14 protein-coding genes are annotated in these 14,015 nt (G+C 55.1%); 1 reads left to right on the top strand and 13 read right to left on the bottom strand.

Going from position 1 to position 14,015, the window contains the following annotated elements:
- Nucleotides 1–70: 70 nt before the first annotated feature.
- Nucleotides 71–418, bottom strand: a complete 348-nt coding sequence (locus tag ACR3EP_RS20100) for a hypothetical protein (RefSeq protein WP_480639189.1) — start codon at nucleotides 416–418, stop codon at nucleotides 71–73.
- A 196-nt stretch (nucleotides 419–614) separates the two neighbouring features.
- Between ACR3EP_RS20100 and ACR3EP_RS20095 the strand changes: the two genes are divergently transcribed.
- Entirely contained in the window at nucleotides 615–971 is a 357-nt protein-coding gene (locus ACR3EP_RS20095; protein ID WP_480639188.1) for a hypothetical protein, read from the top strand.
- A 484-nt stretch (nucleotides 972–1,455) separates the two neighbouring features.
- Here the strand turns inward: ACR3EP_RS20095 and ACR3EP_RS20090 are convergent, their stop codons facing one another.
- The 12 genes from ACR3EP_RS20090 to ACR3EP_RS20035 all read right to left on the bottom strand — a co-directional run bounded on the left by ACR3EP_RS20090 (nucleotide 1,456) and on the right by ACR3EP_RS20035 (nucleotide 13,986).
- On the bottom strand, nucleotides 1,456–1,728 hold the full coding sequence (locus tag ACR3EP_RS20090; protein WP_480639187.1) for a glycosyltransferase: 273 nt from the start codon (nucleotides 1,726–1,728) through the stop codon (nucleotides 1,456–1,458).
- Between the two features lie 155 nt (nucleotides 1,729–1,883).
- A complete protein-coding gene (locus tag ACR3EP_RS20085; protein ID WP_480639186.1) occupies nucleotides 1,884–2,222 on the bottom strand; it encodes a hypothetical protein in 339 nt (112 codons plus the stop codon).
- 77 nt (nucleotides 2,223–2,299) lie between these two features.
- Nucleotides 2,300–2,632 carry a hypothetical protein gene (locus ACR3EP_RS20080; RefSeq protein ID WP_480639185.1) on the bottom strand — a complete coding sequence of 111 codons (333 nt, stop codon included), beginning with the start codon at nucleotides 2,630–2,632 and terminating at the stop codon, nucleotides 2,300–2,302.
- Nucleotides 2,629–3,729 (bottom strand): glycosyltransferase, encoded by a 1,101-nt coding sequence (locus ACR3EP_RS20075; protein WP_480639184.1) that lies wholly within the window; start codon nucleotides 3,727–3,729, stop codon nucleotides 2,629–2,631. The genes ACR3EP_RS20080 and ACR3EP_RS20075 overlap by 4 nt, the downstream gene beginning before the upstream one ends.
- A gap of 344 nt (nucleotides 3,730–4,073) precedes the next feature.
- Entirely contained in the window at nucleotides 4,074–5,072 is a 999-nt protein-coding gene (locus ACR3EP_RS20070) for an ABC transporter ATP-binding protein (protein WP_170351165.1), read from the bottom strand.
- Nucleotides 5,069–6,064, bottom strand: a complete 996-nt coding sequence (locus tag ACR3EP_RS20065; RefSeq protein WP_480639183.1) for an ABC transporter ATP-binding protein — start codon at nucleotides 6,062–6,064, stop codon at nucleotides 5,069–5,071. The genes ACR3EP_RS20070 and ACR3EP_RS20065 overlap by 4 nt, the downstream gene beginning before the upstream one ends.
- Nucleotides 6,061–7,203 (bottom strand): ABC transporter permease, encoded by a 1,143-nt coding sequence (locus ACR3EP_RS20060; protein ID WP_170518260.1) that lies wholly within the window; start codon nucleotides 7,201–7,203, stop codon nucleotides 6,061–6,063. Before ACR3EP_RS20060 ends, ACR3EP_RS20065 begins: the two co-directional genes overlap by 4 nt.
- A 5-nt stretch (nucleotides 7,204–7,208) precedes the next feature.
- Nucleotides 7,209–8,213, bottom strand: a complete 1,005-nt coding sequence (locus ACR3EP_RS20055) for an ABC transporter permease (RefSeq protein WP_170351162.1) — start codon at nucleotides 8,211–8,213, stop codon at nucleotides 7,209–7,211.
- 72 nt (nucleotides 8,214–8,285) lie between these two features.
- Nucleotides 8,286–10,325, bottom strand: coding sequence for an ABC transporter substrate-binding protein (locus ACR3EP_RS20050; protein ID WP_480639182.1), 2,040 nt, complete (start codon nucleotides 10,323–10,325; stop codon nucleotides 8,286–8,288).
- A gap of 53 nt (nucleotides 10,326–10,378) precedes the next feature.
- Nucleotides 10,379–11,212, bottom strand: coding sequence for a DeoR/GlpR family DNA-binding transcription regulator (locus tag ACR3EP_RS20045; RefSeq protein WP_170351160.1), 834 nt, complete (start codon nucleotides 11,210–11,212; stop codon nucleotides 10,379–10,381).
- Between the two features lie 249 nt (nucleotides 11,213–11,461).
- The gene (locus ACR3EP_RS20040) at nucleotides 11,462–12,607 is read right to left on the bottom strand and encodes an iron-containing alcohol dehydrogenase (protein ID WP_480639181.1); all 1,146 of its coding nucleotides are present in this window, start codon (nucleotides 12,605–12,607) and stop codon (nucleotides 11,462–11,464) included.
- On the bottom strand, nucleotides 12,604–13,986 hold the full coding sequence (locus ACR3EP_RS20035; protein WP_480639180.1) for an aldehyde dehydrogenase family protein: 1,383 nt from the start codon (nucleotides 13,984–13,986) through the stop codon (nucleotides 12,604–12,606). Before ACR3EP_RS20035 ends, ACR3EP_RS20040 begins: the two co-directional genes overlap by 4 nt.
- Nucleotides 13,987–14,015: the final 29 nt, after the last annotated feature.

The raw sequence follows: 14,015 nt of genomic DNA, 5'->3' as shown, positions 1-14,015 counted from the left end.
AGTAGGATCACAGTCGCCAGCGCGAACGTTGCTCCAAGGGCCTGTAGAACAACTATTGATGAAAGCGCTCTCAGCATGGCCATTTCAATGCGACTGCCTGCTCAAACAGTTCCAGCGCTTCTAGGTAACGCGGCGAGGCTAATATCTGATCATAGTATTTTTGTTTCAAACGATCTTTCTCGGCATTGGGCAATGAACTGCGTGCTTTTTCTTTTCGTTTGTCCTGCGTCGCCTTTTCGATCAACCCAGTTGTTACGGTGACATCATGACCAATTTTCTGCAAAATAGCCGATGAAATGTTCGCGGCATCTTCAATCACATCATCGAAAGTAACGATATGAATCTGAGGCGCGGAAATGTGTGCCAAAGTGGTTTGTGCGAACCCGATATACTGCTTTAGGCTGTCTGCTACCTCCAAATCTGGCTCACGCACTAGATAGGATGCAATGCACTCCAAAGGGTGCCGGAACAGGATAAAACACGGTATACTGTATCGTACGGCCATGCTGATTTGTTGCCGACGATGAACGTGGTTTGCTATCCGCAGGTCCTTTGGCCCGGCAGCGCGCACTATGCGGTGCAGATATGTGTTAGCCGATCGCGGGTAACCTTCTATGACAAGATCGCTTTTGGTGTCACCCAAATATGGCGTCCCAATTGTGCATTGCGCAGGGTTGCTGCCGCTGCAAAAGGATAGGTTTATCAAGAAAATTCATGGTACCCGTTTCGTATTACGGTTGGGTCGTGTGACCCACAATTGGCTTAAGAGCTGGCCAAAGTCATTTTGTAAAGAAGGCGATCAGGAGCGGTCTTGGAAGTGGCCCGCCGGCATCGAAGGATCCGGTAAAATTGGGTGTGCCGAACATTTCAGCGCGCACATACCCTTGTTCCGCACCACGCGGCGCGAAGCCAAGATCAAGATCGCTATCCAAGTTATCCAGGCGCTCTTGTTTGACATGAATATAAGGTAGCTTTGTCGTCCAGCGCCTGTGGCGAAGATTCACCGAAGATACGCAAGTAGCAGGCGCCAACGAGAGACATAAGGTAGTTGATGGCGTTGATTGTACCCCTGCATTGATGTGGCCCAGGTAGAGAAGGAACGTTGTGTATGTATAACCACAACCTCGCAACCAAGCGCGAGGTATCGCTCAATCCCTTTGTCTGTTTTCGAACAATCGACCATCCCGTTTCCAATAATTTTTGCTTGCCGAATTAGGGACTCGTATGGAGCTAAATCGATTTCAGAAATGACCACGCTCGCGCTCTTCTGTGCGCGCCCACCGTCCGCCACTCTTTTCAAAGCCGACATCACTCACGAACCCCAGTGAACGAAAGGTTTGCCATACTTCACCCGCATTTAAGATGCGCCGATCCCTTGCGATCCAATCTCCGACAAAGGTACTGCCCGACCGCGGCTGCCCCACTACATAATAAACCGTGAACTGCGACACATTCTTAGACATCTGCGCCCCTTGGTAAATCGGGATCCATGGGACCCTGAAGGCTGAGAGCCTCCAGAAGCTGAGACTTGATGCTCTGTGGGCTAAAATCCTGCTGAAACAACTCGGCTCCGGCCTGTCCCATGCCCGCAATATCCGCGCGAGCGCATTCCTGCAACGTATCGGCAAGACGATGTGGATCCTGCCCGTCAATCAAAAAGCCGGTTTCACCAGATACGGTCCGGAATACTGCGATACCGGTTGCAACTATGGCGCACCCATTGGCCATAGGGGATCGATCTTGGCTGTGCCTCGGCGGCATAACAGGTGGGTAGGCAAAATATGTGGTGTTGCGAATGCAATCGCTGCACCTCGCATCTCTCCACAACAGTGTCTCCAATATCCACGTTTAGGCCATGTACGGAGAGCTCGGCTGCACGGTTCTCAAGGCGCACCTGTCTTCGGCAGACAGCCATTTGCCGCGAAACGTAAACGAAAACTGATCACCCATTCCTCGCTGACACAGTATTTCGCCCGCTTCAAGCAGCGCAAGATAGCCTTTTCCTTGATGAAGTTCGACAGATAGAGAACTTTCAGCGGCCGTGGCGGCGAAGGTTTTACCGGAACTTGCTCTGGAATGAGCGCCGCATCAATCGTGTTCGGCAAAATACACACCTTCTGCAGGTCAAAACCACAAGCGGCCGGGTCTTCCGGCAGCAGGCTCGGACTAAGGACCAATATGTTGTTGGCTTGCTTATTCACATAGCGGTGCAAGTAAGCCATTAACCCGGTCATAGATGCAAAATAGTTTCCGTTCCGAATATGGAAGACCAGGGCGGCGTTACGAAAAAGCTGCCGAATTACAAAACGGTCACCGCATTGCGCATCATCCCCATCTTCGAAGCGGCAGGCAGAAAATAGACATAGTCCACTTTCGCACGCTGCAGTCCGCGCATTGCAAGCCGGGTTAATAGATCAACAGACATGATAGTGGCACCAACCGCACTGCGCAGGCGCTCGAGCGGGGTAACTGCCGCCAAATTTCCCAAACCGTTGGTCTTCAGCTCGATGAGTTCTATCCTGCAATAAGGCAGAAGAATGTCCAGTACGACCTCGGTACCAATCGCGGCGCCTGTTACGCCACCTTGTGCAGAGTTGGTCGCTGCCAGGGCGAGAAATGTAGGCCGGGTCATGAGGTGGCTTTTTTCAGTGATAGTTGATCATAAATACCGTCATAGGAGGCCGCCATCCGCTCAACACTGAACTCCACAAGATCACACTGCATACTACGCAAACGGGTCTGGATGCTCTCTATTGGACTAGCGTTAGTAATTCGAAGTTGCTCCACCAATGTGTTGAGGTTTTCGTGGTCAAACGTAACCGGCTTGTGTTTCCACCCGCTGAGCAGTGCATCAAGCTCTCTGCTCTGGCTGGTTAACGCAAAATATCCCCAGGAGATCGCCTCAAACAACGTGTTGGACATGCCCTCGGAAGCGCTGGGAAGCACCAGCATATGCGACTCAGGGCTGAAACACTCGCCCCAATCTGTAAGGCGGCCATGCAATCGGACGTTATCTGCAAGCCCCAAAGTCTTTATGCTGTTGCGGATGGCTGCCTCTTCCGGCCCTTCACCAACGATGTCGAGACCTTGGATCCCTGTTTCTGCCAGAATGCGTGGCATTTTTTCGACCAAGGGTTGAACGCGTTTTTGTTCGACCAATCTCCCAACGAACAACAGGCGGGTTGGGTGACTTGAGATCGGGACCTCGCGGGCCTTCAGCGCTAGGCCATTTGCAATGGTCTTTGTTTTGCGCGGCACGCCCAATACCCGACGCAATGACAAAGGCGGTGGGAAATGGGGATAATTAGGCACCACCAGATCCGCAACCACATGGTTGATATACGGCAGCCGGTCGCGGAAGGCGCCCCCACCGTAATTACGTACCTTACGACGATCGCCACTGATTATTCGACATCCATTGGATTTCGCCGCCAACATTGCCGGAATTGTAATCCGGTCAGGCAGCCATAACTGCACAATATCAATGCTATACTCCCTGATAACAGTTTGGATTTTGGAGAATATCTTCACTGGGTTGAGATTTTCCAACAACACTACTGGAGTGTCACTCGCGACTTCGTTTCCCTTGAGGACTGCAATGACATGGCTATGTCTGGAAGCTTGCGTCAGCAACATCATTTGGCGCTCAGCTCCTCCTTTCTCCATATGCGCGATAACATGCATAACTTTGGCAGCATTCAATTTTGTTCGTTCAAAATGTTCAGGCATTAGTAATTTTCATGAAGCCGGAGAAATAATCTATAATTGAGCGTCCCGTAGCAAACTTCTCACTTCACCAAAACCCACAACGAGAGGTAGTCATGCCTTTTTCCCAAGCCTACCTCAATTTGGGTCACTTTCTGGGTCAAGGACTATAGGTCAGGGTAGATTTTCGCGCGCAGACAACAGTTCCGCGGAACGAGACGGGCTTTTAATTTTCCTGAATTGTTGATGCGACTGCACGGGGAAACAAAAAGCTTCACGTGTCTTCCCAAGCCATTTTGCAATGTAATGGCCTTTATCGCCTCAAAGGCGCTGGACTAAATTGACAGTAGTTAACATTTTGACCCGGATTAACCCGCCAACTGCAATTCACGCCATCGGTGGCAGCTTACTGCGTGTCCAGCCTCGCAGGTCTCCAAATGCGGCTCTTCCCGCTTGCACAGGTCAGTGGCAAAAGGACAACGTGTGTGAAACTGACAACCACTGGGGCGATTGGTTGGCGACGGGATCTCACCTTCAAGTTTCTGCGCTTTGCCGCGATCATCCGGGTCCAGAGACGGGATCGCTGAAAACAGTGCTTTGGTGTATGGGTGACGCGGCGATTGGAACAGCTGGCGCGTTGGCGCGCTTTCCATGATCTGCCCCAGATACATCACGGCGACATGATCGCAGGTATGGGCCACCACCGACAGGTCATGACTGATGAACAGATAAGTCAGCCCCATCTCATCCTGAAGCGACTTTAACAGGTTCAGGATGTCGGCCTGAATTGACACATCCAGTGCCGCGACGCTTTCGTCTGCCACCACAAACCGGGGTTTGGACACCAGAGCGCGGGCAATGGAAATCCGCTGACGCTGACCGCCAGAAAAAGCATGTGGAAACCGGCGCAAATGTTCCAGGTTTAGCCGACACAAGCTGGCGATTTCGCGCACACGCTCGTCCACCTCTTCGCGCGAGTTGCACAGACCCATAACTTCCAGAGGTTCGGCAATGATGTCGCGAACGGTCATACGCGGAGACAGCGCAGCATATGGGTCTTGAAAGATCAGCTGTGCACGGCGGCGGTATTCCTTCAGGTCGGCCCCGGCCAAATTGCCCAGATCATAGCTGACCTCTCCATCGTCATAATGGGCGGTGCCACCGGTGATGGGGGCCGCATTCAGCAGGGCACGGCCAAAGGTTGTCTTACCCGAACCGCTCTCACCTACCACACCGAAAAAAGACCCTCGGGGGATCGACAGCGAAACTTCGTTGACCGCCATCAGGGTACGCTTGTTGAAAATCTTCCCGCCGACAGGGAATCCAACCGACAGGTCCTGGGTTTCGATCAGATTGTCGTTGCTCATGCGGATTGTCTCTCGTCACAAAGGTGGCAGGCTGTGCGATGGTTTTCACCGGTGTCCGACCAGCCCGGCACAATCGTTCGACAGACATCGCCAACGATTTTGCTGCAACGGGTATGGAAAACGCAGCCTTCAGGCCGTTCTAGCGGCGAAGGGATATCGCCTGGCACCGGCATCAATGGCTTGTCCAGATCGTCCAGCTGTGGCAGCGCGTCGATCAGCCCTTGGGTATATGGGTGATAGGGGTTGCGGATCACCTCGCGGACCGGGCCTTGTTCGATCATCTTGCCCAAATACATCACCGCCACCTTGTCGGCTGTCTGTGCGACCACCCCAAGGTCATGGGTGATAAAGATGATGCCCATCCCGAATTCATCCACCAGATCCTTCATCAGGTCGATGACCTGAGCCTGTATCGTTACGTCCAGCGCCGTGGTGGGCTCGTCCGCGATCAAAAGCTTTGGCTTGGTCGATAACGCCATGGCAATCATCGCCCGCTGACGCATGCCGCCCGACATTTCAAATGCGTATTGCCCAAATCGGGTGGACGCATCGGAAATACCGACGCGGTCCAGCATCTCGATCGACAGTTCACGGGCCTGTTTTTTGGACATATCCGTGTGAATCAACAACTGCTCGACCATCTGGCTGCCGATTGTCATTGCAGGTGCGAAACTGGCCATCGGTTCCTGAAAGATCATGCTAATCGCCCCGCCACGCACAACTTCCATCTCTCGCGGGCGCTGCAAGGCAAGGACATCCACCGGTCCGCTGTCCAGATGAAGCGTGATACGGCTTTCCGGTGCGTAGACTGCATTGCCCGGATTAAGCTTCATCAGCGATTTCGCGGTCACGGATTTGCCCGAGCCGCTTTCACCCACAAGGCCCATGACCTCGCCCGGTGCCAGCGAAAATGACACGTTGTCGACCGCGGTGATCAGCCCTTCGTCGGTCTTGAATTGCAGCGTCAGGTTTTCGACGTTGATCAGGCTCATTTACGGGTCTCCGAATAGGGATCGGCAGCATCGCGCAGCCCGTCGCCCACAAAGACGAAGGCCATGACAAGCGCGATGAAGAAGAGGACCGGGATGAAGTACCAATGATAATTCAACAACACATCCGCTTTGGTCACGTTCTGCAACATAACACCCAATGAGTTCACCGGGTCCTTGAGGCCCAGCCCAATAAAGCTGAGCGCCGTTTCCGACAGGACCACGTAGGGGAACGAGATGACCAAGTCGACGATGATATAGCTGGTAAAGCTTGGCAGAAGATGCCGCCTGATGACGTGACCGGCGGGTGCCCCGCACAATTGCGCGGCCAGAACGTACTCCTGATTGCGCTCGGTCAGCAGATGGGTCCGTACCCGTCGGGCCAAGGTTGGCCATCCCACCAGCCCGAGGATCAGGGTTATGACGAAAAATCGGGTTTCAGCCGACCATTCGGGTGGAATAAAGGCGGCGATGGCCATGAAAAGGGGGATAGACGGTACTGTCCTGACCGCGTCGGTGATCATCTGGATCACACTGTCTATGGCCCCGCCATAATATCCAGCCACGCCACCAATTATCAAAGCCAACACGAACGAGATCACCACGCCTAACGTGCCCACCTGAAGTGACGTCCAGACCGCGTGCAGTGTGCGTGAAAAGATGTCTTTTCCTGCGCTGTCAGTGCCGAAAAGATGGACATAGCCCTGATCCATGCCAAACAGATGGATGTTGCCCGGAATGAATCCAAACAGTTTGTAGCTGTCGCCGTGAACGAAAAACTGCATGTAGCGGCGTTCATCCTCGTTTATCTTTTCGACCCAGCGAAAGTTAGTGGCAATCGACCGCTCGCGCGTCACCGTGTGCAGAAACGGGCGGATCGAACAGCCGTTCTTGTCGCAGAATTTCGGTATCTGAGGGGCCCCGTTCAGGTAATCCTTGTCCCGTCCTGCGACCGTTGGATCGTATGGCGACAAAAACGGCGCAAAGAGGCCCGACAGGATCAGAACAACCAAAACGGTGGCCGCGATCATCGCCGCGCGCTGCTTTTTGAACCTGGCCCAGATCAGCTGTCTTTGCGACGCCGTGAAATACGCTTCCTTGGCCTTCTGATCGTCGATTTTCGTGGAGGATTTTGCAGACATGGATCTTACCTCAGAATGCTCTTGCGCACACGCGGATCAATCACGGCCAACAGGATATCCGTGGCGAAATTGAGTGTGACGATGGCGGCTGTTAGCAGGAAGATGATGGCGCCTGCCAGTTGTTGGTCGTTCGACCGTGCCAGAGCCTCCAGCAGCAGCGACCCTGCCTCGGTCAGTGTCAGGATCAGGGCGACAATGGGCAGTTCGTTGAAGATACGGTTCAGGTCAAATCCCAGCGAGTTGACAATTGGCCCAAGCGCATGACGGGCGGGATAGCGCCACAACAAACGCGGGCCATAAATCCCACGCGCCGCAGCTGCGGTTACGTAAAGCTTGCCGATCTCATCCGACATCAATGCGCGCACGGTCTGCAACGCAAAGGCAGTCGCGGACCAGCCCAGAATGAATATGGGCAACCAGGCATGTTTCAGCAGGTCCACGAATTTGGCCCATGACCAAGGGGCCTCGCGATATTCTGGGCTGAACAAGCCGGTGAGTGTCTCGCCGAAATAGATGGTGGAAAACAGCATTACCATCAGCGCCAGCAGAAAGTTGGGCATGGCCAGACCCAGATAGCTGATCAGGCGCAGGGAATTGTTGAGGAATGCGTTCTTGGAAGCCGCCGAGATAATGCCCACGGGCAGCGCGATCATATAGGCCAGCGTCAACGATCCAAGGCAGATCCACAACGAGATCCAAAACTTGTCGCCCAATAGCTGCGCGATATTCACGCGCAAGATGCAGCTTTCGCCGAAATCACCGCGGAAGGCACCGCTCAGCCAACTGGCCCAGCGTGTCAGGAACGGGCGATCAAGCCCTAGTCGGGCCCGTTCGGCCTCGATATCCGCCAGTGTGATGGCCGAGCCTTGAGTATTTTTATAGGCAAGATAGCGTTCGGCACAATCGCCCGGCACAAGCTCCATCAGCGTGAACACGATGAGTGATACCAATACAAGTGTGACCACAGCCATCACCGCGCGCGTGGCGGCAAAGCGGGCGAATTGGAGCATGTCTTTGTTCCCGGCTAGCATATGGAACGGGGCGCGGGCGCCCCATTCCGTCATCTCAGATCGAGGATCGGATCACTCGGACAGCCACCATTGTGCGGGGCGGTACGGGTAGGTCCGATAGAACTCGTAGGACTGCGTCTTGAACTCGGTGAAGTTCTGCAGATTGTTCGAGTGGTAGATCGGTGCCGGCGAGTTGACCGTACCAATGAACAGCAGTTCGCTGGTCATTATCTCAACCATTTTCTGAGCGGCAGCAATGGATGCGTCCGATCCAGGTGCGCTGGATTGATAAGTATCCAGAGCGACTTTCAGATCGGCAACCCACGCAGGCGGTTCCACACCGTTTTCACCGTTCGAGCTGATGTATTCCGCCCAGAGCATCCCGGTTCGAACATCGAAGTACCCGTCAAACGGGGGAACCCAGATTTCGCCATCGCCCAGAACCGAACCGGCAGGCTGGCTCTTGAGCCACATCCCCATATCCAACGTATTGGCCGATTGCGCCGCGCGGAACTCATCCGAAGTAACCTCTTTGATCGCGGTATTGACGCCCACGTCTTTCCAGTTCTGAGCGATCAGTTCCACCAGTTGAGCAGAGGCTGACTGCGTCGAGAACTGCCAGTCCAGCACAAGCGGGTCACCATTTGGCAGATCACGGAAACCATCGCCGTTCTGGTCAACAAGGCCGACCTCATCCAGCAGAGCATTGGCGCGGTCCTGATCAAAACCAGCCTCGTACTCTGACCATTTGGCATCAATGAAGTCCGGGCGCGGTGAGAACCCGATATACTGTGTCGGCTCACCCAGTCCAAAAGCGGTAACTTCGTTCAGCTGATTGCGGTCCATCGCAACCGACATGGCCGTTCTGAAACGGATGTCGTTGAAGAGCGCGCGTTTGGCCTCATCCTCGGCGGTCACGTTGAACGTCAGAACCGGATAGCCGATCGCGGGTTTCACTTCCAACGTGTAGTTGCCGCTTTCCTGACCCTCCAAAAGAACCGGAGCAGATGTCAGGTTCACACCCTGAGATTTGTAATCCACCTCGCCGTTCAACAGCTTGAGGTTACGAACCTCTTCATCCGGTACATATGTTTCATCCATTTCCGAGATATAAGGCAGTTGGTTACCCTGTGTGTCGACCTGGAAGAAATAAGGGTTGGCGACATAGTGGCGCCCTTCGGTGCTTTCCTTCACAAGAATATGGCTTTCAAGGGTCGGCATAGCATCCTTGGGCAGACCCGCCAGCTTGTCACCTGCCGTCAGCATTGGCGACGGCGTATCCATCCAGTCCGAGTTACCGTAGTAGGCCTTGATCAGTTCATAACCGTTTTCATACCCAAGCGCTTGTGCGTTGGCGTCCGCATTTTCATCCAACGCCGGGTGGAACTTTTCGAAGAAATGTTTGGGCTGGTATGGCTGCACATAGGTGAACGAAAACGTCTCGGTCAGGCCCGGTTTGGGTGCGACCAGGGTGAACTGCACCGTGGTATCATCCAGCGCCTCGACCTTCATGGGTTCACCGCCTGCCAAAGCATAATCCTTGGCTTCCGCGATGACATTGGTGTCCATCATCAGGTTGTCATACCAGAACACGACATCCGCCGCGGTGAACGGCGCCCCATCCGACCACTTGTGACCTTCGCGCAGATGCACGGTCAGTTGAGTGAAATCATCGTTCCATTCCCAGGACTTGGCCACATTGGGCACCAAGGTCTGAAGATCGTCGGAATACCGGAACAGGTTCACGTGACGTACAGACAGGAAGTCTGACGTGCCGCTTTCGGTGGCGTTGGACAGCGCATCCAGAACCCCACCATACTGACCGATCGAGTCATATGGCACGATGACCAAAGGCTCGGTCGGCAGACGATCCGCCACCGCAGGCAGGTCGCCATTGCCGCGGATTTTACTATTTAGATCTGCAATCGCTGGGTTTTCTGCAAAGCTCAGCGTACAGCCCGCGGCCGACTGAAACTCTGCCAGATCAAATTGCTGCGGATAAGCACCATCAGATAGGCCCTGCATATCTGCAACTGTCGCTGCCGGACAGTTCGCCCAGGCAGTTCCCCCCAGAGTGACCAAGGCCACACCTGACATCAGAAGCTGTTTCATGTTTTCTCCCTACGGTAACGTCAGTTTCGTTTTTTATTTGCTTGTGAAACCGATTAGTTGACTGCAGCAACGTCGGTTCTCTTCTTCTTTTTCTTTTTTTTGCCACGCAGCGCAGCGACATGGACTGTAACCCCCGCATCCTTCAAAGCTGTGGCGAAAGTTTCAGACGGGGGTATGTCGGTCACCAAATCGGTCACCTGGTCAAATCGGCAGGATACATTGGTCGCTTTTTCCCCGAATTTCGTGTGATCGGTTGCGACAATCATGCGCCGCGTATTTTTAAGCAACGCGCGCGTCAACTCAGCCTCCAGCGGGTTCGAAGCCAACACGCCGCCGGAAAGCGATATGGCATCCGCACCGCAAATCACCGCATCATAACTGTATTGGCATGCCAGTTCCTCGGCCGCACGACCAAAACTGCCGCGTTCGGATCGAATAACCTCTCCACCGGCAAGGATTGCTCGCGTTCCGTTGTGATCAGCCAGTGAGGCGACAACCGATAGCGAGTTGCTGACCACGGTTAGGTTCTTCAGATCGCGCAGCTGCTCGGCAACATGGGTGGTCGTTGAGCCCACCGTAATGAACAGCACCATGCCGTCTTCGATCATTTGGCTGACCTTGTTGGCAATAAGCGTCTTTTCTTCGGCGTTTTGCTCCAACGCCCCGGAAAACATCGGCGTGTCCTGCGCCCGGGAAAGATAGGTACCCCCATGCACCCTCTCAACCATGTTTTTTTGCGCCAGCGCTTTGACCAGTCGACGAACAGTTTCCTCAGAAACGTCCATAACCTGCGCAATCTGGGTATTGCGCGCCGAGCCCCCCAACCTTGCCAGGACATCTAGAAGTTCACGGCCCCGATGAGGGATATTATCGCTATCGTGATCCATTTTTTAAGCCCAACATAGTTTCACTTAAAAATCCACAAAAATTGTGAATGTTTTGTGACAATATTTGAATTGCGGGGAATTATTTATATTTTCCAATAAATCCGGTCATCGGCTGAAAAGCGTCTGGTCTACCAATATATGTACACTTGACTGCTTTTGTCCGGTAAGACCTACCGGCTTCACCCTGTGGAACACCACTGGTGATTATAAATTCTGGCCCCGGCAGAGTGTCTGCCGAGGCCCTTGCTTTCATAACGCTGCTTCGAACAGTGTTTTTAGATTTCTTTCAGTCAGCTCAACGGGATTCCCACCGCATGATGGGTCGATGATTGCGCCTTGGACCAGTTCAGGAATTGCGGCCTCGGTCACACCCAGGTCAGACAGTTTGCGCGGAATACCCAAATCGTCGTTGAAGGTCTGCACAAAGGCGCGGAAGCCGTCAAAGCCGCCCTGGATGCCCAGATAATCGGCTGCCATCTGGAACCGGTCGGCAATGGCACGGGCGTTAAACTCCAGCACGCCGGGCATGCAGACCGCGTTGGTAGTGCCGTGATGGGTGTTGAACACCGCCCCGATGGGGTGGCTCATGGCGTGGATCGCGCCCAGACCTTTCTGGAAACCGGTGGCGCCCATCGAGGCTGCGCTCATCATATGTGCGCGGGCCTCGAGATCGGTGCCATCAGCATAGGCGCGCGGCAGATACTCTTTGACCAACCGCATGCCTTCCAGCGCGATGCCCTGGCTCATCGGATGGTAATGCGGGCTTGAGAATGCCTCGACACAGTGGGCAAAGGCATCCAGACCGGTGCCTGCGGTGAAAAATTTGGGCATGCCCACGGTCAGCTCCGGGTCGCAGATCACCACGCTCGGCAGAACCTTGGGGTGGAAGATGATCTTTTTGGCATGCGTCTCAGAGTTGGTGATGACGCTGGCGCGCCCAACCTCAGACCCTGTTCCGGCGGTGGTTGGCACCGCGATGATCGGGGCGATAACATCTGCATCGGCGCGGGTCCACCAGTCGCCGATGTCTTCAAAATCCCAGACCGGACGCGTCTGACCGGCCATGAAGGCCACCATCTTGCCCAGATCCAGCCCTGAGCCACCACCGAAGGCAATCACCCCGTCATGACCACCAGCGTTATAGGCGGCAGCCCCGGCTTCAAGGTTCTTTTCATTCGGGTTCGGGTCAACGTCGCTGAACAGACCCCGGCCTAGACCGCTGGCCTCCATGATGTCCAACGTCGCCGTGGTGATCGGCAGGTCGGCCAGCCCTTTGTCGGTGACCAGCAAGGGCTTTTTCATCCCCGCTGTGGCACAGGCCTCGGGCAATTCTTTGATGCGCCCAGCACCGAATTTGATCGCGGTCGGGTAAGACCAGTTTCCAACAAGGCTCATGATGTCACCTTCTTCAGATGGTAGGATTTGGGGCGCGTCAGGTTGTGATAGCCGATGACCGAAAGGCCGCCGCCGCGCCCGGTGTTCTTGCAGCCGGTCCAGCACAGGCCGGGGTCCAAATAATCGGCCCGGTTCATGAACACGGTGCCGGTCTCGATCTGGTCGCCAACACGGGCCGCGCGATCCACGTCGCGGGTCCACAGGCTGGCGGTCAGGCCAAATTCGCTGTCATTCATCAGCGCAATCGCTTCTTCGTCGGATGAGACCTTCATGATGCCCACCACCGGACCAAAGCTTTCATCCCGCATCACCCGCATGTCATGGGTCACATTGGTCAGAATCTGCGGGGTCAGATAAGCACCACCGTCATCCTCAGCGAAGGTGTCGATATGGGCCACCGCGCCATCGGCGACCGCCTCGGCGATCTGCGCGCGCACCTCATCAGCAAAGCGCACATTGGCCATCGGACCAATCGTCGTCTCGCTGTCCAGCGGATTGCCCAGCTTGTAACCCTTCACGATTTCCACCGCCTTGGCGACAAAGTCGTCATAGAGGGCTTCATGCACGTAAATCCGCTCGATCCCGCAGCAACACTGTCCGGCGTTGAACATCGCCCCGTCGATCAGCGTATCCACGGCGGCATCCAGATCGGCATCCTCCATCACATAGCCGGGGTCCTTGCCGCCCAGTTCGGTGCCCACACCGGTAAAGGTGCCCGCCGCCGCGCGCTCCATCGCCTGACCACCGCCGACCGAGCCGGTGAAGTTCACAAAGTCGAACGCATTGCCCGCGATCAGGTCATTTGTCACGTCATGGCTGAGGAACACGTTCTGGAACACATCTGTCGGCACGCCAGCTGCATGGAAGGCCTGTGCCATCCGCTCACCCACCAACAGGGTCTGGGTGGCGTGTTTCAGGATCACCGTGTTGCCCGCGATCAGCGCCGGGGCCACCGTATTGATTGCCGTCATGTAAGGGTAATTCCAGGGCGCCACCACAAACACCACCCCATGCGGGAGGCGCTTGATATAGCGTTTGAAGGTCTCATCCTCGCCCACCGCGATATCCGCCAGCGACGCCTCGGCGATCCCGGCCATATGGCTGGCGCGCTCGTTAAAGCCACCAAACTCACCGCCATAGCGCACCGGGCGGCCCATCATGTGAGCCAGCTCGGGCACGATCACATCATTCATCGCACCAACAGCCGCCACGCCCGCCATCACACGATCGATACGCTCTTGCAACGGCCGCGCCGCCCAGTTCGCCTGCGCGGCACGTGCGCGCTCAGCCGCCGCAAAGGCGGCGTCCCGCGACAGAACCTCGCGTTCCGCAAAAACCGATCCATCAATCGGTGAGACACATTTCAACATCTGTCCCATAACCACTCCATTTCGAAAGACGGCAGGAT

The sequence above is a fragment of the Ruegeria sp. BB10 genome, from assembly GCF_056535725.1.
This window is presented reverse-complemented; position numbering and strand designations above follow the sequence as displayed.